The sequence below is a fragment of the Hahella sp. NS-SX17 genome, assembly GCF_057367735.1.
In genome coordinates, this window is sequence record NZ_CM170632.1 from 3972021 (window position 1) to 3997346 (window position 25326).

A 25326-nucleotide genomic window follows, 5' to 3' on the forward strand; every position below is an offset into this window, starting at 1 on the left:
CTCCCAACTGGCAATATTTTATCGCTGTAACTATACCCACTTAACACGGGACAAGTAGGCGTCGCTCTCAACTTCCTTCTCTAAAAAAGGCCTAATTGATTCTGGCAAAACAGAAGATTTCAACCAAACTTCACCATGAATTTTTATGTCGTGAAAGCTTGATCCAGCAAAGTTTGCCCACATCAAATTTCCTTCTTCAATCGTCATTCTTTTGAACTTTGAATTAACAAAAGAAGCTCCGTTTAGAGATGTTCCTTTAAAGATGCATCCATCTATTAAAGAGTTATCACAAATCGCGTCCACAAAGGTACACTTTGTGAATTTCACATTCTTAAAAAAAGCCTCTCTAAAATTGCTACGATCAAACCAACTATATTTTATTTTGGAATCAATGAACTGACTAAATGCTAGGTCGCAGTAGGAAAAATCCGCACCATCAATCTCAACACCAGAAAAGGTAACTCCTCTTAGGTCAATATAATCTTCACTAAATCCAAAGAAACTTTCAGCAAGCGCCCTTAACTTATCCTCATTACTACAATTCTGTAAAATTAGATTTAGGTATAAAAGCCCTTTTTCGCTTTTCCATCGATCAAAAAACACATCAGCATTATAGGTCATAACTTATCCAGATCTTCTTTTGTGAATATTTCGCCTTTCTTTATTTTTAATTGTTCCTCACCACCAAATCTTCCTACCCCTTTATTTTCTACAACCACCGCTTCAACAACATTATCCCATCTCCACCCTTGTTTAATGCTGCTTTCACGCTCTGTGGAAAATGGTTGGCTTCTTTGCGCCTTCTCATATGCGTCAGCTACATTATAATGTGGTTCTCCTCTAAGAGTTAATACAACTCCTTGGTCGGCTTCTCCGCCGCTCAAAGCAAACTTCTGTGCGACACCTTCAGAGTCAGATGCTCCTGTAAGCCCATTTCTATGCTTCAAGTCTGGAAATGTATTAGGCTCAACTTGAACCGCGATATCAAATAAATCTCCTACTTGTATCCCCCCTCCTTGTGCCTTTAGTTTTGCTAAAAACTCACGTCCAGTCATGCCTTCAGGTATTGCCAATCCTCTCTGTATTGGACCAAAGTCAGGCTCAATAAATATTTTATTGCCCAATTTGTCTTTGATATATACGTCATTCTGAGATGCAGAAATGTCGCTTATTTCTTTAGCAATTTCACCCTTATCTATTGGATTGGGCGGTGAGCTTATCGCCGCGTCTTTGTGACTATTACCGTTGTTCCAAGAAAATAGGCGTTTAATGAAGGAGCCAATGGCTCCTAATATTCCTTTCCCATCTTCTTTACAAGTCAACCCAAACGGATCAACCCATCCCACCGGATTCGGCGCATATTGGTAGGCATTGGCGCCGCCCAGGAGGCCGATGGGGTCTTGGTTGATGAAGCGGCCGCTTTGGGGATCATAGTACCGGTGGCGGTTGTAATGGAAGCCGGTTTCTTCGTCAAAGTATTGCCCCTGGAAGCGTAGCGGGTTGTGGACGCTTTCCACGTCTTGTAACGCCAGGGCGCCATAGGCCTTGTAGCGGGCGGACCAGACCAGGGTTCCTTCGGCGTCGGTCATTTCCTGGGGCGTGCCCAGGTGATCCAGGTGGTAGTGGTAGACTTTTTCGTCCTGAATGAACGCCAGCGGGCGGAATGAGTCCGGTTCATAAACGTAGAGCTTGCGCAGGTGCTGGCGTTGTTCGGACAGCAGCACGTCGCCGTTCCACAGGAATTCCGTCTGGCCGAAGGCGTCCTGTTTTGAGATACGGCGGCCCAAGGCGTCGTAACGGTATTCGGTGCGCTGGCCGTCTTTCTCCACCGCAATCAGCTGGTTCTGCTTGTTGTAGACGTAGCGGGTTTCCAGTTTGCCGCCTTTGCCGCGACGTTCGCGGATCAGGTTGCCGGCGTCGTCATAGTCAAAGTGGCGGTCGCCATGGAATTGCAGGCGGTTGCCTTTTTTCACCGCGCTATCGCTTTCTCCGCTCAGGATGTTGCCCGCCGGGTCGAAGTCGAACTGCTCGTTGCAGTAGCTCTCCACCTGCTTGAGGCGGTCCAGGGCGTCGTAATGGTAGCGTGTCGCGCCTCTTTGCAGATCGTCGATCAACGCCAGATTGCCATGGTGGTCGTACTGATAATGACGGTCGATCAGTTGCGTTTTGTTGGCTTCATGGTTGACGCGATGGCGACTCAGGCGGCCCATCAGGTCGTATTCGTACTGGGATTGCAGTGCGCCCTGCTGGCGTGTGATTTCCCGCCCCTGCTCATCCCGGGTGATTTGCGTCAGCAGGTTGTCGTTGTAGCGGGCTTCGCAGAACAGGCCATGCTGATCGTAGGCGAAGTTAAGCCGGGTTCCGTCCGCTAACTGGGTTTGCGTGCGCAGCCCCAGGGGATCGTAATCATGGCGCAGCACGTGCTGGTCCTGACGCTCTTCGGTTAACTGGCCCAGGGCGTTGTAGGCGAAGCGCAATTGTCGGTGGGGGTTGCTGGCCTCAGTGAGCCGTCCCGCCGCATCGTAGTGGAACTGGCTGACCTCGCCATCCGGACTGTGTTTTTCCCGCAGCCGGCCCAAGGGGTCGCGGCTGAAGCGGGTGGTGTTGGCCTGTTCCGACGGCAGGTCGATGTGGACGCCTTCCAGATGAGAGATCAAATGCCCGGCGCGGTTGTACTGGTACTCCTGAATGCGGCCGTCGAAGCCGATCTCCCGGATCAGGCGTTCATTGCGGTCGTAGCCCAGTTTGTAGCGCTCGCCCTTTTCATTGATCAGACCGATCAGGTTGCGTTCTTTGTCGTACAGGTATTCAAATACCTGTCCGTTGGCGTCGATCTTTTTGCGCACCTGGGACAGGCCGTCGTATACGTATTCCGTGCAGCGGCCGGCGGCGTCGATAAAATGGGTCAGTTGACTGTTGGCGTTGTAGCGCAACTGCACGGCGGAGCCGTCCGGATGCTGCACGCGGGTGACGTTGCCGAGCAGATCGTATTCGTACTCGGTGGTGCGCTGGTCCGCGTCCACAACCGCGCCGATATCGCCGTCTTCGTTCAGCAGGTACTCGGTGCGGCGGCCGTTGACGCTCTCGCTGACTAATTGCGCCAGCGCATTCCAGACGAAGGTTTTTTCATTGCCGGCGGCGTCGGTGATGGTCTGCGGCAGGCCGCGTTCGTTATAGGCGTAGCGGGTCTGGTTGCCCAGGGGATCGGTGACGCAGGTCAGCAGCCCTTGGCCGTTGTACTCGCGACGCCAGCTGTGGCCCAGGGGATTGATCATCTCCACCGGCTGGCCTCGGTGGTTGTAGCGGATTTTGTAAGACGCGCCAGTGGCGTCGGTCAGTTGCGTCAGTAATCCCTGCTCATCGTATGCGTAACGGGTGACGCCGCCTTCCGGGTCGATATGCTCGATCAGCTGGCCTTGTTTGTTGTAGGCCATGCGCGTGACCCCGCCTTCGGGATCGATTTCCTTGATAATCTTGCCGCGGTGGTCGTAGTAGTAAGTGGTTTTGCCGCCGTTGCTGTCGAAGGCGTGGGAGACTTTATTGGCGGTATCCCATTCAAAGCGGTAATCGTAAATGCCGCGATCGCCCCACTGGCGCAGACACTTGCCGCTTGGGCTGTACTGACTCCACTCGAAATAGAAGCTGAAGCCGGTTTTCAGGGTGCGGCGGGTGATGACGTGATGGCGGTAGGCGTAGGTTTCGCTGGCGCCCGCCCGGTCTGCGGCGCGAATCAGGTCCTGCTGTTCGTCATAGTCGTAGGTGGCCAAGGTCGCGACGGCGCCGTTGGACTGGATCGACTGGATTTCGCACATCAGCCCCTGGGCGTTATGCAGAATATGCAGGCGCGGTCCCCAACTGGCTTGCAGGATGGTGATGGGACGCGCATAACCTTCCACGTCCTGCCAGTAAGCGATGTCGATGCGATTGCCCAAGGCGTCCACCAGAGCTTCCAGGCGGTAGGCGCCGTTGCCGCCGACAAAGACTTTATCCGGTTGTCCCATCTGCTGCAGCGCGTAGGTGTTCTCGTCCAATCGGTGCAGGGTCATGCGCTCCGCCGCGTTGCGGCTGGACTGTTCGATCAGAGGCCGCGGGAAGTCGATATAACGGCCTTCGTCGGTGGTGAAGGTGATGCGGCCGTTGTCTTCTTCCAGGGTCTGGCACAACAGGTGCGTCCAGCCCACGCCCAGGCCGCGCTGATGGTTGTTGGAAGACTTGTAGGTGCGCTTCCACACTAAAGACATGGGACCGGGCAAGGTGAAATCCACCAGATCCAGCAGTTCCTCGCCGGTGATCATGCTCACAGGATCGCCGCTGACACAGGCTTCATCGTTGGCGGTTTGCGTGTCGCCGTTGTCGTTGTGGCCGCTGGCGTCGCTGACGGACGTCTCTTCAGGACTGGACGCTGACGAAGCAGGAGGCGGCGGCGCGCCGTAGCTGGTTTTTTCGCTCTGGACGCTGGCCCAGCCCACATTGCCGTTGAACGACGGATGGCTTTCCGCCATGGGATTGGAGGCGGCCGCGCCGCCCGCAGCTGTCCCCGCCGGACGTTTCGGCGAGGGCGTTTTCACCGGCTTCAGGCGATTCAGCAACTGGGTGGCGGCGTGGGTGTTGGACTGCCCCGGCGTCAGCGTTTTGTCTTTCTCAATAATCAGTGGATGGAAAGGTTTTTCCGCGCTATCCACCACCAGCAACACATTGCCATGGCGCGCTTCGCGAATCAGGGTGTTGCGCCAGCTATTGAACGCCGCCGCGGCGCGGCCGGGAAACTTGTTGGAGGTGGACAGGAAATGACTTCCCTGCAGCGAGGCGATAAACGAGTCGAAATCTTTGCCGCGCCCGTCTCCGTCGTTCAGACACTTCTCGATATAACCAATGGCGGTGGTGGGCGACTCAATGCGCGTCAGCTCATCGGTGACGATATCCAAGTGATGTTTGACTTGGAAGCGACGGGGGTAATGCATGCAGGAAACATCCCTTGTTAAAGGCCACTGGGGCGGAGACGGACAAATGATAATTGGAAAAGCGACAAAATCTGGCCGCATTGGCGACCGGGCGCGCTACATTGTACGTTTGGCCTGCCGCTGTCCCAATCCACCATTCGGCATATGCCGTAGGTGCAGTCCTGCAGATAAATGCCCTGTAGGTAAGTGTTCTGGAAGTGCAAGAGTGTCCGCTCTCTGGAGCGTTTAGCCACGGCAGACAAATAAAGAGTGCGGGCGGGCCGCCCGCGCTCCCAGGGAAGTGTTTAGTTTTGGGGAGCGGACAGGGCTTGTTCCACCAGTGTATTTAGCTTGGCGAAGCGGTCGGAGATGGAGCCTTTGATAATGCCGGCGTCCCCTTGCAGTACGTAGGCGTCGCGGGGAAGTCGTGGGTCCGCTGTGATGTCGAAGTATTCGATGCCCGGAAAATGAGACAAGACCTCGGGTAACGCCGCTTTCACTTGAGCCTCCATTTCGGGCGCGACATGGACGGTGACGCGATAGTCCTCACGCAAGGACGCCAGACCGGTTTGAATCAGGCTCGCGACTTTCACCTCATCGCCGATATCGCCAAACAGTTTCTCCACGCTGAGTTTCACCAGCTCAATCAAATCCGTTTCCGCCATCTGCAGCATCTGATGAGCCCGCATACTGGCGGTGATCAGGCGTTCGGCGCTTTCCTCTTTGGCCTTCGCCAGGCCATCCTGATAGCCGCTTTGTAACGCCGCCTGCGCCTGTCTTTTCGCGTCAGCCAGGATTACATCCGCTTCGGCGCGAGCGGCGTCGAGAAGCCTGTCCGCCTCATGCCAGGACTGGTAATCAGACGCCTTAACAAGGCTACTTCTAACTTTAATTTTCTCTTGTATATTACTGATTAAAATGAAATTGGCTTCCATGACGGCATGATCTCCAGAGCAATTTTAATAAGTAGCCCCCTCGCCTTTTCCACGGCGTCAGGGTGATTAACGTCCAACGTCATGTTGGACATTTCATCATTCGTAGGACAATGCGCGAAGCAATGTGACTGTCGCTTGGGAAAGAAAAACGGCAGGCGTTTTTGCGCAGATGGCGGCAGATTCGCTGACGCTGCCGCCAACAACGTTACTCCCGCACTTTGGATCATTTTGTAGACAGTCGGCGTATCTTCGTCGGCCAGTACGGGGACATGATCCCAAGCGGCGCCCACCATAAACTGCGCCCGCTCCAAAGCGAAACAATAACCCTCCTCCCCAAACGCGACCTTTAACTCGCGCTGGCGACGCCCGCAAATGATTCTCTTCAAGCTCAGATGATGGAGCGCCAGTCCCGCCCACATGGCGAGTTGGGGGATGTTCAGCGAGGTTTGCGTCAACAACTGCAGCAACGGATCGGAAAACGCCTCCGGGGCGACCGGCTCTAAAGGCTCGGACTGCTCCAGCAAAAAACGGTTCAAGGTCCTTGCGGCGTCAGTCTGACGACGCATGATGGCTAAACGCGTAGGCGTCAGCCAGGGCGCGAACCAGCTGGCGTCAGCGTAAATGCCCGGGGCGCCGTTAAATCGGGCCGCCTGAATGAGAAGTTCTGCTCGCATTGAAGAACTCACCTTGGGGTCACCGTGGACATTAAGCCTGCTCTATGGCCAGTGTGTGAGCGCTGCGTTGTTTCATACGTCGATACAGCAGCAGATTGCCGCCTAGCGCGCAGATCAACAGCAACCCGCCAATGGAGAGCAATCCGTAAAGTCGATCGATCGACCCGGCGGCGACATTCACGGAAAACACACTCTCCATCGCCGCGCCGCCAGCGACCGGCGCGGCCTGAGTCGGAAACAGCGCGACGGCAATATTGTCATAGCTGAGCCCTTCAATGCTGTTGTTCACCAGCAACTTAATCTGCGGCACGAAATCATCCAGATTGACGGTGCTTTCATATTTGATGAACACCGAGGCGGAGGAAACTTTCAACGGCGCTTTTTTGTTCTCCACCTCCGGCATCACCACATGCACGCGGGCGGTAATCACGCCGTCCAGTTGCGACAGGGTCGCGGCGATCTCCTGAGACAGGCCGTATATGTAACGCGCCCGCTCTTCCAGGGGCGATGAGATCAGGCCGTCTTTCTTGAACAGCTCGCCAACGCTGGTGAAGTCATCCCGAGGATAACCCCGGCTTTTAAGCAGGCGAATCGCCTGAGACAACTGCGCACGCTCGACGCTGAGAGCGACAGTCTGCCCTTTCTGGCCCGGGACTTTTTCCGCCTCCAGGCCTTCCTCCAGCAGAATCGACAGCATTTCCGCCCCTTCTTTCTCGGTCAGATCGCTGTACAGGGTCTCTTTACAGCCGCTCAGGACGAAGACAAGCAGAATGCCCAGCAAAAGCCGCATTCGACGAGAACATCGGTATGGTGTGGATGTGTTTTTCATGGCTACTGACTCTTGAGCAACGTATCCAGGTTCTGCGTGCTTTTGCTGACGGTTTTACTGATCAGCTCGCCCTGCAGCGTCAGTTGAGCGAGGTCCATCTGCAGCTTGAGTATATCTCTCATATTGAGTGGGTCGGCGCTGTTCAAGGTGAGCTGCATCGCCTCCATTTGCTGGTCATAGCCCGACTTCACGTTCTGCATACCCTGCAGCACTTTATCTCCCAGCGTGTTATCCGACGCTTCAACGCCCAAAGTGACGGGCGACCCTTCTGATGTTGAATGCGCAGACGTGTCCGATTGTGGCTGAAGACTTTGCTGAAAACGCTCCAACGCCGCCGGGTCCGCCGTCAGTTCCGGGGCGGCGAGTTGATCTGAATTGAGAAAATTCAGGCTGTATTGAATATTGATAGGGTCCATGGTTACCTGCCTTCTATTTCATGCTGGATGATGTCTTGGGCCAATTTGGCGGCGGTGGCGTCCGGCGACTGGGAGGTCTTGGCCAGCAGCGCCCTCGCCTCCTCTTCGCGCCCCTGTTGCAACCAGATCAAACCCTGGAAACAGCTCAACACCGGGTCGCTGTTGTGGCCGCCTCCGACGCTATGTCCGCAGCCGCGCCCTGGTTCCTGCAGTCGCTCCGCCAACGCCAGCCCCAGGGTCGACGCCGGGTTGCCCGGTTTGAGCCGGTTCACCGTCGTGAGCACTTTGCAGGCGTCATCGACAGCGCCTTCGAGCAGCATGTCGAAGGCTTCCAGAGCCAGTTTGCGCAGAACTATTCTATGTAGAACCAGGTCGTCGATACTGGCGTCCATGTTTGCGCTCACTGCATTTTCTGCACGATGCTGGCGATGGTGTCCTTGAGAGACTTGATCGTCGTGCTCTGCAGGTTGGTGATCAGTCCCCACTCCTGGACCTTCTGCTGAAATTTGATCAGGTCCGAGGAGTTGTTGGGGTCCATGCTGTTGGCGAAAGAACGCAGCTCCTCTTCCTTCAATGTCGCCTGGCGACCCATCGCATCGTTGATTGCATCAAAATTGAACGCCATATCGGCTTCCTCCATCGTCAGTGTTGTTTATTTCAGCATCGTTAAATAACGCGTTGTTAAATTGAGGGCGGTTAAATCGGCGGATCACCAGATCCACCGCCGCATCCAGATCCGCCAGCAGGTAATACTCTGACGGCTGACATCCCACCTTCAGGCGCGCTTGTAACTGCCGCTGATAATCCACCAGCAGTTGCAGCCACTCCTGGGGCGTACGTTCGCTAAAGTTGTCTCCCATTTGCTTCTCCTGTGGTTCCGTTGTTATTAACACGGCGGTGATATAGGCCTGATTAATATTCGTCAGATTCATCCGCGCCGGAACCGACGCGATACTTGATCAATTCATCGCCGCGACGCAGGACGACAACGTCCTTGGCGACCTGCTCCAGAAAATAGCCATCGCTGACATGGGCTCCCAGGCCATAACGGCGTCCGTTCGCCAGCACAAGATGGGGAACCGCGCCCAGGCTGACGCTACGAATCGCCAACGTGGGCCGAGCGTCGGCGATGACCGCCAAGTCCAGTGTCCCGCCGAAGCGCTCCTGAAACTTGCGTTGAACCCGCCGCCACGCTTTGGAGTCCTCCAGACGAATATCGGATGTGATGGACAAACGCCCGTCTTGCGCATTGACCAGCACTTCTTTATCGAGCCCTTCCTCCTGCAACCACTGTTTTAGTTGATTCAGTCGGTTTTCCGGCCTCTCTACGCGGTCCTGAATGTGCGTCAGGCCGGGAATGTCGGCGAGCAGCAGCTCTTTTTGTCGCAACCAGTTGTCCAGGTTTGTTTCAATACCGCTGATCACCAGTTCGCCGGGCTGACTTCCGAGACTGACCGCCAGATGCGATAACTGAAACTGTTGTAGCAGGGTTTCCGTTGAGCGTTTGACGCTCTCCATGACGCGGATATCCAGCTCAAACGGCGCACTCAGCGCCTGCAGACGCCGCTTTAGGTCCACCGCTTGCGCAGCGGTGTCGACGTAACCACTGATCAGCCATTTGTTCGCGCCATTACTCAGGGTTTGTGGATTGACGGCGAGTCCTTCGAAACGCCAGTCCTGCACGACAATACCGGCGAGATCCAGGGACGCTTCCGATTGGATAACGCCAGCATCGAGCAAGCGGCTGTTGAAGATCACGCCGCCGGCGATGAAACACAGAAACACTGGCAGCATGAGTTTGGAGCTTCGTGGCAGTCCCCTGCGGCCGCTGTCTTGGCGCTTGTCCACGGCATCTTTCGCATGCTCAGACTCTGTGGCGGCGGGAAGATTAGACGAGTTGGATTCCGCCGCGTGGCGAGGCGTGGGCAGTGAAATGTCCGGCCAGCGCTGGTTGGTCGGGCCAAAACAAAAATGCAGCATCCCCAGGGAATAAATCGCGTAGGCGTCGACTTTTACATCCAGCTCGTGGACCTCCCGCCCTTCGCACTGCAACGCCACGCTTGTCTCATTGCCCGTCTCATTTGCTTCTTCCCGTAGCAGGCGCACGCCGTCCACTGCCACGTCCAGCGTAAACGCCAGCTCGGGCAGCAGTTTGTCGTGCAACACGATGTCTCCTTCGTCTGCAGAACCGACCCGGTAGGCGCGGTTTTCGAGACGCATTTCCGCGCCTGCGTGAGGCCCGGAGAGCAACTTGATCATCCACTGTGCGCTAGTCATTGCTGTACTTGTGTCCGGTTTGTGAGTGAAGCGTTTGGGTTGCGGCGGAGTTGTATGGAAGTCGCCGCGCTTGTGTTAACAGTGCCGTAGCTTGTGTTAACAATGTCTTAGAAAGGCGCCTGCAACCATATATCCACAGGCCTAATTGGCTTCTATGGCGTAAAGAGTTCCGGGGCCGTGCTCAAATACTTGTTGATCAGGGATTCCAGCCGGCGGTTGTATTTAATTTCAGCCGTGTTGGAGCCGACGATGCGGGGGGAGATCAGAAACAGTCTGGCTCGTTTCTGCAGCTGGCTGCCGTCGGTACGGAACAGGCGCCCCAATAGCGGAATATCCCCCAGTACGGGAATCTTGCTGCTGGTGGAGGAGTCCTGATTGAAGTAATAACCGCCGACAAGCAGGCTGCCGTTGTCGTTCACCAGGGTTTCGGTGGTGATGATGCTTTTGCTGACGGCGGGTATGTCATCCACCGCCTGTCCGGTCTGCTGGCCATCTTCGATATTGATATTCAAATGAATTTTATCGCTGAGATCGCCTTTCACGATGTGCGGCGTCACTCTGACCACTGAGCCGACGGACACCGGGAACAGGTCCACTTCCCGATCGCCCACCAGCCGCACGAAAAAGGTGGTGCTGTGATCCAACACCGCTTCGATGTTATCCAGGGTCAGAATCGTCGGCTGGGACAGCACGCTGGCGTCGCCATCTTCCGATAAGGCGCGAATGCGCGACAGAAACAAGTCTTGCGTGTTGGTCAGCAAGGTGGAGAAGTTGGCGCCGTCGCCCACCACGAAAGACAGCTCGTTGGCACTGCGCGGCAAAGCGCCTTGAGAGAAATCTGCGTTGGTGAAACTGCCGTTGCGTCCATTGATCTGCCACTCAAATCCCATTTCGTTCAGACGATCCGTACTCACGTCGATAATCGAGACTTCAATCTCCACCTGGCTTCTAGGTTGGTCCAAGGAGTCGATGAGTTCCTGATAGAGGGGCATTTTCGACTGGCGATCATGCACGATGACCGCATTCAGACGCTCGTTGGCGATGATGTATCCCGCCGTTTCCGAATTAACGCCACCCTCCTCGCTTCGCACGGAGACGATCTCTCGGTTGGTCTCCTGAGAGGGGGTGATGTCCGTCGGCCCGTAACGTCCCTGAGCCAGCCCTTGTCCTTTTAGTTTGGGAAGGGTTCTCGGCGCAATCGCGTTGACGGTCGGTTCAGATATGCGCCGACCTAAAATCGCCTGCAACGAAGAGGCCACGCCGGGAACCGCTATTCTTTGCCCGCCAATCACCATGGAGCGGTCATCCGCCCAGGCGTGCTTGAGTTCAAACACCTGCACCACAAAGGCGTCGCCGGTTTTGGGCTTGCCCTGTTGTCCTGAGCGCAGAATATCCGCTACTTCCTTGACCAACTGGGTATAACGGGGCGGCCCGGACACCATCACGATTCCTTCCCCGGGGATGGCCCTGAGAGTATAGCGTCGGTCCAGCACGCCCAGATTCGTCAGGGTTTTGATCAGGCGCTGAGATGAGACGTCCTGCAGATGAATCAGATCTGTCTCCACTTCGCTGGCGCCGTAGACGTAGAGCACCTGGCCGTCGTAGTACCACAGCAGGCTGTGCAGCTTGGCCAGCCTGTCGATAAAATCTCGGGCTGGCGCTTTTTCGAAGCGGCCATTGACCACGCCCTGAACTTTATCGCTGACCACCACCGGCGTGTTGATCGCAGCGGCGAACTGCTGCAACAACTCCTGGATGGGCTCATTTTCCGCATAATGGGCGTAGCTAAGTTTGGCCCAAGGCCATCCCTCAGCGCGCACCGCCGCACTCGACAGGCACAATAACAATACGATTAATGACAGTAGCGGCCTCATCTTCTATTCCTCTGGTCTGTGCAGGCTGGCAGCCTTGCGGATTCAAACTGAAGTCAGATTAGAGGTCCGGCCGGTTTGGCCATATCAGCCTACCGATGTATTTGTGCAACATGGCGGATAGGATTTGGCCATGGGAAAAGAGAAGCATAAAGAAAGAAACCAGGCGGCAAGACAATAAGTGAACGCCATAAAGTCTCGCCAATATCTCACTACCAGCGAACCAGGATGACGCTCAATCACCGCTCCTTAACTGGAAAAAATATTGATGCGATTTAACAACGACATAAAGTTAGTCGCGCCTGCTTGCAGGTTGTTGCTTAGGGTTTTCTGAAATTTATCCATAAGGTTCGGGTTAGCGGTGGACGCGGATTTCAACACCGCCTTATAAACGTCGATCTGCTGATCATTGTTTAGGTCATCGAATCGAGTATTCGCGTCCAACTCCTGATCTCTCACCAGCTGCGCCGTCTTTCTGTCTATCAAACCATCGAATCCCAATCCTTCTTTCTTCATAAAGACTGAAAGCTGACGGCCGAAAAAGGACAGCTGATCGCGGGTTTCCTGCATGGTGACGTTTCTTTGCAGAGACGCGCCCACACTCAGCTCTCCCCACATCCGATTGTGCTCCTGGGACTCATCCAGAGGCGGAAGATCATCGAACTGCGCAAGTTTTTCCAGTGCGATGATTTCTTTCTCCTGCTGCAGCCTTATATTGAAATCATGCTCAGTCCCAGGTACGCCATCAGACCAACTGTCAGTCCGCTGCCGCGCATTATCTTCAGCTTGCTGGACTTCCTCCGCGCTTAAATTATCAACATCAAACGCCAGAAATTCCTGAAACTGCCCCGCCACCTGCGCCGCGTCGCCCGTAGCGTGATGCGTCCCGCTAAACGAGGCCAAGGCCTGCTCCATGAGCACCTCATGGTGATTGGCCCGATCCATATCGTTAAAAAGCGTCTCCGCATTGCCTTCCATACGAGAAAGCGGAACCCTGTAGTTCTGCTCCCTGACGGACATATCCCGCAGTGGATTGTTCGGCAGTCGGTTGTACACCGCCGACTTTAAATTTGCGACGCCTTCAAAAAAGCCGCTAAACATAGAACGGCCATTCTGATCCTGATGGGCAACAGGATTGGGGTTACGCGCCAACGCAAGAGCGCCGGGTTGATGAACAACGCCGCCGCCAGCCTGAACATGATTTTGAGGGGCGATTGGCCCTACGCCACCGCCGTCACCAATAGTCATAATAAATACCTCGCCTTATCGACCTTAAAGAAAATGACTGATATGGCTCCGCAGTCGAGAAAACTGCGTGCCATAAAGGAAAAGTAATCAGGGCGGGAACAGGCAGGTATCGGTCTGTGGATCTATTTTGGCTCGAGCAATCAGGTCTGGGGACGAGAAACAGGCCTCTGAAAAACCTCTCGTGAGCGTTCCACTTCCGCCCTGACGGCGCATTCTTCCGCGTGATCGTTGATCAGTCCCATGGCCTGCATGAATGCGAATACGGTGGTTGGGCCAACGAACTTCCAACCCATTTTTTTGAGTGCTTTCGACAGGGCGTCGGATTCTGGGGAGGTTGAGGCGGTCTGTGGTTTTTGGCGTTTGTCGTGGACGGGCTCAAATCGCCAGATGAACGTCGCCAGCGAACCCTCTTTCTGCACTAACACTTGGGCGCATTTGGCGTTGTTGATGACGGCTTCGATTTTGCCTCGATGGCGCACGATGCCTTCATCTTTGAGTAATCGATTAACGTCCTCTTCGGTGAACGCAGCTATTTTATTGAAGTCAAAATGATGGAAAGCGGCGCGAAAGTTTTCCCGTTTAGCGAGAATCAATCTCCAGCTGAGACCGGACTGAAAACTCTCCAAGCAGAGCTTCTCGAATAGACGAAAATCATCTCTCACCGGGAAGCCCCATTCATTGTCGTGGTAGGCATGAAAATCCGGCGTTTGGCTCCAGCTGCAACGGGGTTTGCTTTCTGCACTTTCTATCGTGACGGACATTAATCTTTATCCTTGTGTAGGTCTGAAAATCTGAAAAATGGAAACAAGTGTTTTCAATTCATCAAAAACTGCAGACGCGCATCAGCGTTGGAAGGCGCTACTTCAATGATCTCCGCCGCGACGATATCCTCAGCCACAAACGGGTCTGCATTGACTCTTTCTTGCAACTCCGCCAGAGAGGTATTGTGAGCGAGTATTCCGCCCCCGGAGCTGGTCTGAAGGCTTCCAACCAGAAGAAAGACGCCATCGTCGAAGCCTTGATTGATCCAGTCTTTGTGACCTGACAGGTACTGACCAGCCAGACTTTTATTGTTTGAAAATTTCAGCAGCACGATAAACATGATTATTTTTCTCCTGTTGGCCCCGGCGCGGAAGCAGATTCAGAGGAACTCAGGTTTTCCTCGCATAGCTTCAACCAGTCGAGCATCTGATTAACTTCGTTTTTAATGAACTTTTCGTCTTTGAAGGCATTCGCCAGCGTGGCGACGCCCTGGCTGAAGGCCAACACGTGCATGGCCAACTGATCCGCATCCGCCTCTCGCCCCAGCGACACGAACTGCTTGCGCAACCATGTTCGGAAGAGCGTGAGTAAAGCGTTAGCGTCAACCAGGGAGCCATGGTTCAGCTTCGCCAGCTCTGAGCACAGCGTACCGACTGGACAGCCGTAGCGTTTAATGTCCTTCTTATTCATGACCAGAATCTGAATGAAGCTTTGAATGCGTTCTCGCGGATGTTTACCTTCCTCCTCCCACTGGTCCAGCATCTTTTGCGTCTTGGCCAGACGCAGCTGAATCACGGCTTCCAGGATTTCATCCTTGGTTTTGAAATGGTGGTAAAAGTTGCCCCGCGAAATACTGATAGCGCCGGCGATGTGCGAGAAAGAAGTGTGCTCAAAACCTTGCTGATAGAACAGTTGATCGGCTGTTTTCACTATCAGCTCGCGCGTGGTGATATTGCTCATTGTCTTGATGACCGCCAAACAAAATAACATTAAAAGCGACGGCAACCTGACCGACTCACTCTTATTGAAAGATGGAATCTATCAAGTTACGCCACAACTTAGGACACTCGTCCTAGCCACAATAAAAATAGGACGAGCATCCTAATATGTCAACCAGTTTGTACAGTCTACTTAGTAGCTTCCCCTCCCGGAGTCTCGCCTGTTTACCTGGAGGAGAACGAAATACTGCGGCGCAACCCTTTACGCTGTCAGCTCAAAATCACCAAGGGGAAAGGGCTCGCCATTAATAAGAGCATCGATGTGGTGACGCCCAGGGTAATGGCGACGTGTCTTCAATTCCGCGAAAGACACTGTGGCGTTGAGAGTGATTTTTTCGTTCGGTTGCAGAGTAAGAGTACGCAGTTTGAAGACCTTTGGCCGGGTTCCGCCGTTAGCTTTTACAAAGTGCACGGCATAATCGATCAGTAAGCGCTGCGCCTCGGTTGCGGTGCTTTTAATCTCAAAAGACAGACGCACGGCCTCCCCCAGCGAGAGGCGCTGAGGCGTGATGCTTATGTCGTCTATGTTCACCGAAGGATTCTCGGTTCCGCCCAGAATGCAGATTGCGTCCTTATTACCGGCCTTGACCAATGAACGCAGAGCATGGCGAATAATCCAGGTGCGGCCTTCAGACGCATCTACAGCCCAGCGCCGGCAGGTCTCAATGGTCAGCATGGGATGGTCTTTAGCAATGTCGTTCAAATTGTTCGCTACGGAGCGGCGAACATAAAGTATGGGATCGTCTTTTAACCGTTCCAGTAAGTCCAGGACGGGACGTGGGTCTTGCTGATAAGCGTGTAAGCGCGGCGCCCATGGCAGACGCGGGCGGACGCCCTCAGAAGCAAGTCGGCGCAAGTGTGCGTTTTCGTGGCCTGTCCATGCAAGCATCTGGGCATAGGTGCGCTCAGGATACTTCACCAGAAAGGCGCGGATGCTGAATTCGGCGGTAAACCTTTTGGTCAGCGCCTCCTGTACCCGAATGGAGGCCTCGTAATCCTCAAGGCCGTATTTCTGGACAAAAGCAAGATGCGGCATGTAGCGAAGCTGAATTAGACCAATTTCACCGGTTGCGGGTAACTCCGGGCCAAGCGCCGCTTCGATGACTGTCGCCGCTTCAGAAAATGGCTGAGGCAGATACTTGTGCAGGGCCTCCGCAATATGTGCGGCCCGGCCGGTGAGCTCCAACTTGTCCAAACCGTCCATAGAATGCGCGACAAAGGCTGTTGCATCAAACGGAGCATGGACGCGGTGTAGCTCCGCAGCAATATCGTTCACCAGCGTCAGATTAAATACGTCTTTGATGGCTGTTCCCATGCTTATTTATGCTCCCTAATTGACGCCATTTTTCGATCCATAACCAGTTCCTCGTTAGCATTATTTAAGCTGTGTTTTTATACAGTCATCTGCGTATTTAGTCCATTAAGTTTTAGAGAGTCTGGTTAACGGAAGCATAGATAAGCGATATTGTCGGGTAACGCCCCAAAGAGGATAACCGGCTACGCGTATGCCTGCCGGAGGGCTTGGTCGGCCCTAGGCTCTGAGATAGGGAAAACCGCTTGCAGACTCGCTGCTTCTTACTCCCCGATTCGCTAACGCCAACAGCGCCCCTTCAGCATGACTGATGGTCTCGCCAAAGTTCCGCAGGACATTACCCAGAGAGTGTGCGTCAAGCCCTTTGATTGGGACGCGGAAACATAATAGAACGCGGGAGCGGCCGCTATCCATGGCGAAAGTTGAGCCAGCCAGGGAGTGGTCATTAAAGTTCATAACCAAAAGCTCGGTCAGCCGTTCCGCATTCCCCAGGAACGGCTCGGCGGACGCCACCGGCGACCAGAGCGACAACTCCTGCTCGTCATTGCTCAGGCCGAAAGACAGTTCATGATCATCCAATAGCAGGTGACATTGGTTGCTTGCGTCCAACGCCAGACAATCCTGCCCCCACTGGTTGTTAAGCTCCATTAACCACTGCGAGAAAGCGTCTCTTTGCGTGCTCATGTTTAGCTCCATATTGACGGTGTGCGGCGGGTTATTCGTGAATCTTTTTTGCAGGTTAAGGTCCAAGTGAAGGAGCGGCATCAGCCGAGGGATCTATTCTTGCGTTTCGAGGGAAGCCTCATACATACGCGCCTGCACTTAGGCGCCAAACAAGTTTTTATTATTCAAAGGCCCAGTTTGTCCAGGCCTTTGAATATATTATCAGTTAGTTTTTTATACCACCCTTCGGCAAGCCTATATCGCTGTTAGAAGGGGCTTCCAGAATGCTCTTCTTTGAACTTCTCAAAAACACGACATGCGATGTCAAAAAATTACTTTTCCATAGATGGTATAGTTTATTAACAAAGCCCACTCCCCACAATAAAAGTGCATTTTTAAACTCTTTTATTTAAAACACTTGCAGCGACGGATTTATTATAATTAATCCTCACGGAACAGATAGATAAATGCGTTATTCAAATAGTGAAATTAATGACATTAAATTCATTCCACATTTAAAAAAATTAAACCTTATCAAAGATTTAAATTTATCGCTTCTCCATCATCATCTAAAACCTCTGCTAACGAGATATCACCGAAGACGACCCTTCCCTTATCATCACTCCTAAAAACTCCTTCCAGGGTAACCTCATTCAAATAAGAGTAATAGTTTCCACATAGCGGGAAAACTGTATTTTCTAAAGCGGACAAAAATTCTTTGTCATTAATCTCAAAGAAATCTCGCTTCATCTCGGAAGTATGTTTATTAATGTCATTATCTGTAGTGCATCGCAAGTAATCTATAACTTCCTTGTCGCCATCAATCAAATATAGCCGGAGACTTCGTACACCCAAAACCGCTAAAACACCTTTTACTCTAGCTTTCTTATTTAAATCAAAATCAATCACTTTAAGACACCAGTATTATTGTTCAAAGATAACCCCATATCCTACTTTTCCGTCCACATCACTCCTAAGTAGAAACCTCTTTGAAAAAGATTCAAGAGTTTCGTAATACGCGCTACCAACCTGTGAGTCCACTATTTTTACAGCATCTACGCCATCCACAGTAACAAACTTTTCAACCATAACTGCATGAGAAACATCTCTGCCCTTATCCGCGACTCTTACAATCGCAGGAAGGCCTGTTGACACTGAATTTTTCAACTTATCCATAGTCATAAACAAGTCTGCCTTTGGCGTAATATCCAGTCTTTCACTAATCCCTAGTTCGTTAAACACCTTTATAGTTTTATCTATATTAACAGCCCCCTTCTTTCCTATTACTGAGTATATATCATCAATACTGCTTTTGACTCCCAATTTACTCATAGCATTACGGATGGAGCATGGAGCGCAAGTTGGAGACGCACCTTGGTCAAGAATATCAAAATCGCTTCTCGCGGACATTCTTCCTATACTATTAAACTGTCCCTTTCCTCCCTTTAGCAAACGAAGTGATCTGGCATCTACACCTAGCTCGGTAAACGCTCTTGCGCCATCTACATTAACTGACGTAGTTTCTGCCCCCCCTTCAGCAACTGTCAGTTTCGATCTCGCTAACACCGGATGTCCTAAAACAGCACCAATGGCCCCTGCGTATATTTCTTCTAATTCGCCCAATCTAGGCGGAATCTCAGTGACAAATGATCCGACATCTTCCAGTGCTATACGTTCGCTTAGTCCGTCTAGAGAGCTGACTTCAACACTACGTCTGGCTGCAATAGGGTCAAGGCTGGCGTTGATTAGCTTTTTACGGATGCTTCGAATTTTATTGTCGAATGCTCGAACGTCTTCTATAGGGCTGCCTTTTTCAATAATACTGAGGCCCTCCAGCATTAACTCCGCTCGGTCTTTTGGTATGGCATAGTACTTTCCGAAGGCCCCGCCGCCGCCGGTTTCCAGTGAATAGTAAAACTCTTCACCTAACTGTTTTCTCATTTCCAGAATTGTTGCGCCATCTCCACTTTTTTTCGCCTCCCAAAATTCCCGATAGACCTGATGACGCTCTACTTCTGTCAGGTTCGCCACTCTAGTTTGCTCAATACCAGGAGTTTCGGTGTTCTTTATTGATGGTGGGGCGTAGCTACGTGGTGCAGGGGGAATGCTTTCCCACCATAGGTTTCCGTTTAGAGAAGGAATGTTTGTCAGTGCCCCGTTTAACTTTGGTGGTGGCGGAGGTGTGGGATTGGCTCGGGCGATAAGTCGTTTGGCTATAACTGGATCTGAGTTTGTGGGCAAGACACCCTCGTCCTCATTATTACTAATGATAGGGCTGAATGGAGCTTTTCCGTCCTTGAAGACTAGAAGTGTCTCACCCTGTTCAATCTGTCTGACGAAATCCTCTTTCCATTTCCTAAAGTTAGACCCACCTCTTCCAGGAAAGGCTCCAATTGCTGAGCGAAAGTAAGACCCACGAATGTTTCTAACAACGTCACTAACTTTCTGGTCATTGCTTAAACAACGCTCCACATAGCTTGCGGAAAAGAAAGGGGATTCAATAAAAGGCAAGTCAGCAATGGTTATATCAGTCCAATGCTTGAGCTCATACCAGCGAGTGGAGTACATGCAAACACATCCCTAATAATACGCCATTCCCGGCTACTTATGGGATACAGCCGACTAGAACAGATCGCATACAAAAAAACACAATACAATAATATTTTGCATTTAGAGATAGAGAAGTTGAACCGGTCACAGCTCCTAGTACATTTAACCTAAAAAGAATGGTCTCACTGTAGCCCAGCGCTATTTGTTTGAACTCTTGCTGCTAACTCCCAAGGGCAACCCACAATTTCATACAAATTCAATTACAGGCCACAAACCTGATCCCCTGATTTCAAGGGCTGTAGCCCCTGGTGGAAAAAAATTTCACTTTTTTGCATCCAAATCCCAAAGCGGCGTCGTCTTTATCTACGAGATCGAAATACAGGGTCTTCAGGCCCGACCACACACATACAATTTTAAAAGGACAGACCCATGAAAAAGTTCGCCGCACTGACCGCTCTTATGATCGCCGCTGGTTTCACTTCTATCGCCAATGCTGAAGGGCAAGCGGATCGGGGTGATTACTGCGATAACGACAAATCAGGCTACAACGTTAAAACCTACGCCAGCGCGGGTTCCTATAACTACGGCGCTTCTAATGGTTATGGCGATGGATACGGGAATACCGGCGGCTTTGTCAAAACGTCCACCGCCGCCAGCGCCCCCGCTACCGTCGTCACCAAAGTTTCTACATCAGTTGGCGAAGTATTCGCGAATGCTCAAGGCATGACGCTGTACACCTTCACTAAAGACAGCAACGGCGTGTCCGCCTGCTACGACGGCTGCGCGGATAGCTGGCCTCCATTTTTGGCTAAGCAGGATGCAAGAACCTGGGGTGAGTTCAGCGTAGTCGCTCGCAAAGACGGCACGTATCAGTGGGCGTACAAAAACCAGCCGCTGTACCTGTGGGTAGGCGATCGCAAACAAGGCGACGCCACGGGCCATGGTGTGGGCAATGTGTGGTACGCCGCTCAGCCATAAGGATAGGACGCAAGCAACGCTCTCTTCTCTCGCCCTGGCGTTGCAGTAGTCGCCAGGGCTGAGGATTGACGCACCCAACGGACGCCGCACGGGACCAATACGGAGCCGCGCGCCCCAGAAAAGATTTTCCAGCTGTAACTTTTTAACCGTGGGTGTCGTAACGGTGATGACGGCCGTCACCACCAGACATCAATCGATGACCTTGATTTAAACAATACGACTTAAACAACACGTAAAGGGTAAATGTATGAACCTGTCGAAAACCTGGATGGCGACCGCCGTTTCCCTCGCTCTATTTGGAGGCGCGTCTTTGGCGCAAGCGGAAATCGTCATTGGCAATGATCTGAATTCAACCGAAGGCGCAAACGCCGCCATCAACCAACTCTATTCCGCCAATCGCGGCTCCAATGGCGGCGGCGATCAAAGCCTGCAGTTTGGAGATCAGATATACGGTACTGAGGAAAACGATATTCTGATAGGCGGCCTGGGGATTGATGTGCTCTTCGGCAATGACGGCGATGACATCATCATCGGCGGCACCGAGGACTTCAACAGCTTTAACCGCGACCGCGCTTTCGGCGGCGAGGGCAATGATATTTTCGTCTGGACGCCGGGCGACGGTAATGACTTCTTCGACGGCGGCGAAGGCCAGGATATTCTGGTTATCGGTCTGATTGGCGAGTCCCAGGACAATGACGGCAATACGGACTTGGCCCCTTTCTTTAACGTTAGTCCTCCCGGTACGCCAGGAAGCCAGGATTTCGACGGCATTTTTATCAACCCCAGCGTAGGTCTTCCAGAGCTAAGAGTTGAACAAACGCCCGGCTTTTGCCGAATTCTGGATAAGTCCACTGAGGGCATGAGTGAACTGAACCTCGATCATCTGGTTCAGTTTATCCTGACAGGCCCCGCCAATAATTTCGACGAGGCCATCGCAGCCGATCCCAATATCGATCCGGATACGCTGGATACAGGCTTGAGAATCTCGGTTCATTTGAAAAATACAGAGTTTGTTGTGTGCCCTTCGCGGTCCGGCGACGAAATAGAAGTCTATGACATCTCCCAGTCTCCTCCCGTCAGAGTCACGCTGGACGACTTGCCGCCCACGGCCGCCACAGCTCCAGCCAGCTTACGTTAAACGCGTTACTTCCACTGAACCGAGAATCGACCAAGGAATACAGTATGAACCACTCAAAACATGCGCTGAGCAGCGCGATCATTTTATCTATCATGATGACAGCGGCCGGCTGCTCCAGCTCAGGCGACGGCGGCAAAGGGCCTGACAACAACGACGGCCAGAATGGCGGCGATATCAATCAGAAGAACTTCACGGTTATCCAGGGGACGGACCTGAACACCAAGAGTTCCGCACTGTTGTCTTTCAATCCCGGCGGGCCGGGAGGCTCCTCTAACCAGAGCCAGCGCGCAGGGGACGTCCTGCAGGCGGAAGACGGCGTTGACTCGATTCTGATAGGCGGATTAGGCGTGGACGTCATACTCGGCGCTTCGGGTGACGACATCCTGATCGGCGGCACAGAAGACTTCAACTCCAGCGTCGACGGCGACAACAAAGGCGCCGACAACCGCGACAGAGCCTTCGGCAATGGCGGCGACGACCTCTTCATCTGGACGCCAGGGGACGGCAGCGACTTCTTCGACGGCGGCGAAGGCGTGGATGTCCTGGTGCTGGGCGTTGTCGGCGAGCAGCGGGACAACAACGGCGCCACAGAAGGCGCTCCGTTCTTCAACGTGAGCCCACCCGGACGCGAAGGCAGTCAGGATTTCGACGGCATCTTTCTAGACCAGAACAATCAACCCGTGGTCAAAGTATCCACCTCACCGGGATTCTGCACCGTCGTCGATAAAGGCGAACATGCAGAGGAGCTGGAACTGTTGAACCTCGACCATATTGTGCGATTCACCTTGCGCGGCGTCGCGGAAGACTTTGAAGCCGGCGTACGCACCGACGACGATGGACTGCGCATCGCGATCAGCGCGAAGAATGTCGAGTATCTGGTGTGCGCCCCCAAAGTGACCATCGATGGCGCAACGACCGACAATATAGAGGTTTTAGACCTGACGACCACGCCACCCAGACTCGCTCTGCTGTCTGAGTTGCCCGAGCACATCGCGCAGATGATTCAATAATTTTTCAGGCTGCGATTCAGGAGCCGCCCTGCTTTCGTTAGAAGGCGGGGCGAATCCGTTCTACGCCTTAGCTTAATTCTGAGCGTCTATGGCGTCGTATCGCCAAACACGCTCTCTTCATCCCCTCCCGCCCCAAAAAATAATTACAGAAATAAAAAATATTTTGCATCCAAACACCGCGTCGGCGTCGTCTTAATCAATGAGATCACAACAACGCCGTTCAACTTACAGATTAAAAGGACATTCTCATGAAAAATTTCGCCGCACTGACCGCCTTGATGGTTGCTTTCACTGGTTTCACCTCCGCCGCGCACGCTGAAGGGCAAGCGGATCGTTATTGCGATGACGACTACGCTAAGAAAACCTATAGCAGCGCCAGCAACCAGGGCGACTATGTCAAAACGGCTGCTAACGATAGCGCCAATCGCGTCGTCACCAAAGTCTCTACCTCTGTCGGCCAAGTGTTCGCCAACGCTCAGGGCATGACGCTGTACACCTTCACGAAAGACAGCAACGGCGCCTCCGTTTGTTATGACTCTTGCGCAGATAGCTGGCCTCCGTTCCTGGCGCAACAGAACGCCAAAACCTGGGGTGAGTTTACCGTTATCGCCCGCAATGACGGGAGCTATCAGTGGGCATACAAGAATCAGCCGTTGTACCTGTGGGTAGGCGACCGTCAACAGGGCGACGCCACTGGCCACGGCGTCGGCAATGTGTGGTACGTCGCGCAGCCGTAACCGCCTTTCTAAGTGCCCTCTTCTCTCTGCGCCAGCGTGACACAAACGCCCGCAGAGAGTCGCAGAATAAAAAACCACTCCCAGAAAAATACCGACGAAAAAAGTTTTCCGCCGCTGTAACTTTTTCTCTCTGGGTGTCGTAGATGGATGAGGGCCGCTCGTTTTTCTAATGGAGATGGCGACGTTTTTATCTGAGCGCACTTCAACTTGCGCTGCATTCAGACTCACCTGATCACGTCGTCCAAGTGACTCAACAATAAGGACGCCCCGCATTCCGCATGGGTCGGGGCGAGTTTTTTAGTGCCATGGAAAACACTTTCGACCCGGACGAACTGGAAAATCTGTTGGCGCGTATTGCGCTTAAAGATCAAAAGGCGCTGGAGCAGCTTTATAAACGCGTCGCGCCGAAGCTCAATGGAGTAGCCATGATAATTTTACGAGACACGGATTTAGCAAATGATGTTCTGCAGGAAGCTTTTTTGCAGATCTGGCATAAGGCGGACGAATATCGCCGCAGCCTTAGCGAACCCATGACCTGGATGACGTCGCTGGTGCGCTATCGCGCCCTGGATAAACTGAAAGCGGAAAACCGGGAGCAGACGCGCCGGGAGCGCCATGATGAGATCGAGCAACTGCTTGAGCAAAACCTCGTCGACTCTCCCCTGCGCGACGTACTGAACTCAAACGAAACATGCCGCATCCACCGCTGCCTGAGATCGCTGGATGTGTTGAACCGCAACGCCATCCTCATGGCTTATTACTACGGCTACAGCCGCGAAGACATCGCCGTGCATATTGAGAAGCCCGTTAATACCGTCAAAGTCTGGCTGAAGCGGGGTCTTGGGAGGTTAGCGCAATGCCTCGGCCATTAAGATACAAAAATCCAGAGCTTCTGGACCGTCTGGCGTCCAACTACGTCATCGGCGCACTGCGAGGCAAAGCGCGCAAACGCTTCGAAGCCATCATGCGCGAAGACGGCACCGTCGCCAAGCGGGTGCGTCAGTGGGAAGAAAAGTTTCAGCCGCTGCATGAGAAGACGGCGCCTTTAGCGCCCAAAACGGCGACCTGGAAAGCCATCTCCGCCAGTATCAACGATGCGCCCAGCCAGTTGATGGAGAAGCTATTACGCAAACTGAGCTTCTACAAATACCTCTCCGCCGCCGCTCTGTCGTTGGCGCTGTGCATCGCGCTCTACCCTGCTCTGTCCGGTTCCGAACAGATCAGTCCCGAACTGGCGACGCTTGCGCCCAGCGTTAACTATGTTGCGGTGATGGAGAATGCGGACGAACAGGCGGTCATGGTGGTGACCGTCGACAAAGCGGCCCGCCAGTTGTCCCTGAACATCGTGGAAAAGCCCGTCATCGCCCAGAATGCGACGCTACAACTGTGGGCGGTTTCAAGGGATGACAATACCGTCCGCAGTTTAGGAACCATTGAACTGAAGGGGCAAACGCAAAGAAGTCTGTCACAGCGGGAATGGGAGTTAATTCAAAGCGCGGAACATTTGCTCGTTTCCATCGAAAAGCCCGGCGGCTCAGCAACCGGCGCCCCCAGCGCACAACTGCTGGCCAAAGGGTTATGCGTGAAAGTGGCGGGGTGGCGAAGCTAACTGCTCCCGCCGTTTTGGTCGGATATTACTTAGCACTTTGTAAACAAGAGAACTCAACGATCAACTTTAGCGCCACAGACCACACAACAGTGATTAGCCAGGGAGCAGGCCTCACACATCTTCCATGCATTATTTCGATAATGTCGGCTTCCATTCGGCTGTTGCGCATCCCATATCTGCTTGCAAACAGGACAGGCGCTGAACGACCTCACCCGCATTTTGTTCTTGCACGCATCACTGCAGTACAACGGTTCTAACGCTTTCGACATTATTTTTTATTCCTTGGTGGAGACCATTCAAAAAAGGGAAATTTTAGACATTTGCCGGGCGCTTATACAGGCTCGCCCCTATCGTCGGTCGCCTGAGTCAATAAATGAAC

The 25326-nt window shown here is 53.0% G+C and carries 25 protein-coding genes; 6 read left to right on the forward strand and 19 right to left on the reverse strand.

What is annotated here, in order from left to right; genetic code table 11:
• Positions 1-30: 30 nt before the first annotated feature.
• From AC2IBB_RS17690 to AC2IBB_RS17780, 19 genes are all read right to left on the reverse strand, one after another.
• Positions 31-621: a pentapeptide repeat-containing protein gene (locus AC2IBB_RS17690; RefSeq protein ID WP_486328089.1), complete on the reverse strand. Its 591-nt coding sequence runs from the start codon at positions 619-621 to the stop codon at positions 31-33.
• A complete protein-coding gene (locus AC2IBB_RS17695; RefSeq protein ID WP_486328090.1) occupies positions 618-4961 on the reverse strand; it encodes an RHS repeat-associated core domain-containing protein in 4344 nt (1447 codons plus the stop codon). The genes AC2IBB_RS17690 and AC2IBB_RS17695 overlap by 4 nt, the downstream gene beginning before the upstream one ends.
• Positions 4962-5245: 284 nt before the next feature.
• Positions 5246-5875, reverse strand: a complete 630-nt coding sequence (gene sctL, locus AC2IBB_RS17700) for a type III secretion system stator protein SctL (RefSeq protein WP_486328091.1) — start codon at positions 5873-5875, stop codon at positions 5246-5248.
• Positions 5854-6549, reverse strand: a complete 696-nt coding sequence (locus tag AC2IBB_RS17705) for a SctK family type III secretion system sorting platform protein (protein ID WP_486328092.1) — start codon at positions 6547-6549, stop codon at positions 5854-5856. Before AC2IBB_RS17705 ends, sctL begins: the two co-directional genes overlap by 22 nt.
• Before the next feature lie 31 nt (positions 6550-6580).
• Complete coding sequence (gene sctJ, locus AC2IBB_RS17710; RefSeq protein ID WP_486328093.1) at positions 6581-7378, reverse strand: type III secretion system inner membrane ring lipoprotein SctJ; 798 nt, start codon at positions 7376-7378, stop codon at positions 6581-6583.
• Between the two features lie 2 nt (positions 7379-7380).
• A complete protein-coding gene (gene sctI / locus AC2IBB_RS17715) occupies positions 7381-7794 on the reverse strand; it encodes a type III secretion system inner rod subunit SctI (RefSeq protein ID WP_486328094.1) in 414 nt (137 codons plus the stop codon).
• A 2-nt stretch (positions 7795-7796) separates the two neighbouring features.
• Positions 7797-8198, reverse strand: a complete 402-nt coding sequence (locus AC2IBB_RS17720) for a hypothetical protein (protein WP_486328095.1) — start codon at positions 8196-8198, stop codon at positions 7797-7799.
• Positions 8195-8419, reverse strand: a complete 225-nt coding sequence (locus tag AC2IBB_RS17725) for an EscF/YscF/HrpA family type III secretion system needle major subunit (RefSeq protein WP_011397073.1) — start codon at positions 8417-8419, stop codon at positions 8195-8197. The genes AC2IBB_RS17720 and AC2IBB_RS17725 overlap by 4 nt, the downstream gene beginning before the upstream one ends.
• Entirely contained in the window at positions 8403-8654 is a 252-nt protein-coding gene (locus AC2IBB_RS17730) for a hypothetical protein (RefSeq protein ID WP_486328096.1), read from the reverse strand. Before AC2IBB_RS17730 ends, AC2IBB_RS17725 begins: the two co-directional genes overlap by 17 nt.
• A gap of 52 nt (positions 8655-8706) precedes the next feature.
• Positions 8707-10071 (reverse strand): type III secretion system inner membrane ring subunit SctD, encoded by a 1365-nt coding sequence (gene sctD / locus AC2IBB_RS17735; RefSeq protein ID WP_486328097.1) that lies wholly within the window; start codon positions 10069-10071, stop codon positions 8707-8709.
• Between the two features lie 152 nt (positions 10072-10223).
• Complete coding sequence (sctC, locus tag AC2IBB_RS17740) at positions 10224-11945, reverse strand: type III secretion system outer membrane ring subunit SctC (protein WP_486328098.1); 1722 nt, start codon at positions 11943-11945, stop codon at positions 10224-10226.
• A gap of 246 nt (positions 11946-12191) precedes the next feature.
• A complete protein-coding gene (locus AC2IBB_RS17745; protein WP_486328099.1) occupies positions 12192-13190 on the reverse strand; it encodes a hypothetical protein in 999 nt (332 codons plus the stop codon).
• A gap of 140 nt (positions 13191-13330) precedes the next feature.
• Positions 13331-13951, reverse strand: a complete 621-nt coding sequence (locus AC2IBB_RS17750; RefSeq protein WP_486328100.1) for a DNA-3-methyladenine glycosylase I — start codon at positions 13949-13951, stop codon at positions 13331-13333.
• A 53-nt stretch (positions 13952-14004) separates the two neighbouring features.
• On the reverse strand, positions 14005-14292 hold the full coding sequence (locus AC2IBB_RS17755; RefSeq protein ID WP_486328101.1) for a YciI family protein: 288 nt from the start codon (positions 14290-14292) through the stop codon (positions 14005-14007).
• Positions 14293-14294: 2 nt separating this feature from the next.
• On the reverse strand, positions 14295-14912 hold the full coding sequence (locus tag AC2IBB_RS17760) for a TetR/AcrR family transcriptional regulator (protein WP_486328102.1): 618 nt from the start codon (positions 14910-14912) through the stop codon (positions 14295-14297).
• 240 nt (positions 14913-15152) lie between these two features.
• Positions 15153-16265: a DNA alkylation repair protein gene (locus AC2IBB_RS17765; protein ID WP_486328103.1), complete on the reverse strand. Its 1113-nt coding sequence runs from the start codon at positions 16263-16265 to the stop codon at positions 15153-15155.
• Positions 16266-16481: 216 nt separating this feature from the next.
• Complete coding sequence (locus tag AC2IBB_RS17770; RefSeq protein WP_486328104.1) at positions 16482-16946, reverse strand: CesT family type III secretion system chaperone; 465 nt, start codon at positions 16944-16946, stop codon at positions 16482-16484.
• A gap of 513 nt (positions 16947-17459) precedes the next feature.
• Complete coding sequence (locus tag AC2IBB_RS17775; RefSeq protein WP_486328105.1) at positions 17460-17834, reverse strand: hypothetical protein; 375 nt, start codon at positions 17832-17834, stop codon at positions 17460-17462.
• Between the two features lie 15 nt (positions 17835-17849).
• Entirely contained in the window at positions 17850-19493 is a 1644-nt protein-coding gene (locus AC2IBB_RS17780; protein ID WP_486328106.1) for a hypothetical protein, read from the reverse strand.
• Positions 19494-19904: 411 nt separating this feature from the next.
• Here AC2IBB_RS17780 and AC2IBB_RS17785 point away from each other — a divergent pair, with 411 nt between their 5' ends.
• The 6 genes from AC2IBB_RS17785 (at position 19905) to AC2IBB_RS17810 (ending at position 24947) form a co-directional block, all read left to right on the forward strand.
• The gene (locus AC2IBB_RS17785; protein WP_486328107.1) at positions 19905-20453 is read left to right on the forward strand and encodes a COG4315 family predicted lipoprotein; all 549 of its coding nucleotides are present in this window, start codon (positions 19905-19907) and stop codon (positions 20451-20453) included.
• Positions 20454-20700: 247 nt separating this feature from the next.
• Positions 20701-21591: a calcium-binding protein gene (locus AC2IBB_RS17790; RefSeq protein WP_486328108.1), complete on the forward strand. Its 891-nt coding sequence runs from the start codon at positions 20701-20703 to the stop codon at positions 21589-21591.
• Positions 21592-21635: 44 nt separating this feature from the next.
• Positions 21636-22601 (forward strand): hypothetical protein, encoded by a 966-nt coding sequence (locus AC2IBB_RS17795; RefSeq protein ID WP_486328109.1) that lies wholly within the window; start codon positions 21636-21638, stop codon positions 22599-22601.
• 248 nt (positions 22602-22849) lie between these two features.
• On the forward strand, positions 22850-23338 hold the full coding sequence (locus tag AC2IBB_RS17800) for a COG4315 family predicted lipoprotein (protein WP_486328110.1): 489 nt from the start codon (positions 22850-22852) through the stop codon (positions 23336-23338).
• Positions 23339-23643: 305 nt separating this feature from the next.
• Entirely contained in the window at positions 23644-24210 is a 567-nt protein-coding gene (locus AC2IBB_RS17805) for a sigma-70 family RNA polymerase sigma factor (RefSeq protein ID WP_486328111.1), read from the forward strand.
• Positions 24195-24947 carry an anti-sigma factor gene (locus tag AC2IBB_RS17810; RefSeq protein ID WP_486328112.1) on the forward strand — a complete coding sequence of 251 codons (753 nt, stop codon included), beginning with the start codon at positions 24195-24197 and terminating at the stop codon, positions 24945-24947. The genes AC2IBB_RS17805 and AC2IBB_RS17810 overlap by 16 nt, the downstream gene beginning before the upstream one ends.
• The last annotated feature ends 379 nt before the right edge of the window (positions 24948-25326 follow it).

Coding starts and splice junctions, on each gene's coding strand:
- AC2IBB_RS17780 (WP_486328106.1), bottom strand. CDS start 19,493: ATGTACTCCACTCGCTGGTATGAGCTCAAGCATTGGACTGATATAACC.
- AC2IBB_RS17760 (WP_486328102.1), bottom strand. CDS start 14,912: ATGAGCAATATCACCACGCGCGAGCTGATAGTGAAAACAGCCGATCAA.
- AC2IBB_RS17745 (WP_486328099.1), bottom strand. CDS start 13,190: ATGACTATTGGTGACGGCGGTGGCGTAGGGCCAATCGCCCCTCAAAAT.
- sctD (WP_486328097.1), bottom strand. CDS start 10,071: ATGACTAGCGCACAGTGGATGATCAAGTTGCTCTCCGGGCCTCACGCA.
- AC2IBB_RS17695 (WP_486328090.1), bottom strand. CDS start 4,961: ATGCATTACCCCCGTCGCTTCCAAGTCAAACATCACTTGGATATCGTC.
- AC2IBB_RS17795 (WP_486328109.1), top strand. CDS start 21,636: ATGAACCACTCAAAACATGCGCTGAGCAGCGCGATCATTTTATCTATC.
- sctC (WP_486328098.1), bottom strand. CDS start 11,945: ATGAGGCCGCTACTGTCATTAATCGTATTGTTATTGTGCCTGTCGAGT.
- AC2IBB_RS17805 (WP_486328111.1), top strand. CDS start 23,644: ATGGAAAACACTTTCGACCCGGACGAACTGGAAAATCTGTTGGCGCGT.
- AC2IBB_RS17725 (WP_011397073.1), bottom strand. CDS start 8,419: ATGGCGTTCAATTTTGATGCAATCAACGATGCGATGGGTCGCCAGGCG.
- AC2IBB_RS17705 (WP_486328092.1), bottom strand. CDS start 6,549: ATGCGAGCAGAACTTCTCATTCAGGCGGCCCGATTTAACGGCGCCCCG.
- sctJ (WP_486328093.1), bottom strand. CDS start 7,378: ATGAAAAACACATCCACACCATACCGATGTTCTCGTCGAATGCGGCTT.
- AC2IBB_RS17750 (WP_486328100.1), bottom strand. CDS start 13,951: ATGTCCGTCACGATAGAAAGTGCAGAAAGCAAACCCCGTTGCAGCTGG.
- sctI (WP_486328094.1), bottom strand. CDS start 7,794: ATGGACCCTATCAATATTCAATACAGCCTGAATTTTCTCAATTCAGAT.
- AC2IBB_RS17790 (WP_486328108.1), top strand. CDS start 20,701: ATGAACCTGTCGAAAACCTGGATGGCGACCGCCGTTTCCCTCGCTCTA.
- AC2IBB_RS17800 (WP_486328110.1), top strand. CDS start 22,850: ATGAAAAATTTCGCCGCACTGACCGCCTTGATGGTTGCTTTCACTGGT.
- AC2IBB_RS17765 (WP_486328103.1), bottom strand. CDS start 16,265: ATGGGAACAGCCATCAAAGACGTATTTAATCTGACGCTGGTGAACGAT.
- AC2IBB_RS17690 (WP_486328089.1), bottom strand. CDS start 621: ATGACCTATAATGCTGATGTGTTTTTTGATCGATGGAAAAGCGAAAAA.
- sctL (WP_486328091.1), bottom strand. CDS start 5,875: ATGGAAGCCAATTTCATTTTAATCAGTAATATACAAGAGAAAATTAAA.
- AC2IBB_RS17770 (WP_486328104.1), bottom strand. CDS start 16,946: ATGAGCACGCAAAGAGACGCTTTCTCGCAGTGGTTAATGGAGCTTAAC.
- AC2IBB_RS17755 (WP_486328101.1), bottom strand. CDS start 14,292: ATGTTTATCGTGCTGCTGAAATTTTCAAACAATAAAAGTCTGGCTGGT.
- AC2IBB_RS17810 (WP_486328112.1), top strand. CDS start 24,195: ATGCCTCGGCCATTAAGATACAAAAATCCAGAGCTTCTGGACCGTCTG.
- AC2IBB_RS17730 (WP_486328096.1), bottom strand. CDS start 8,654: ATGGGAGACAACTTTAGCGAACGTACGCCCCAGGAGTGGCTGCAACTG.
- AC2IBB_RS17785 (WP_486328107.1), top strand. CDS start 19,905: ATGAAAAAGTTCGCCGCACTGACCGCTCTTATGATCGCCGCTGGTTTC.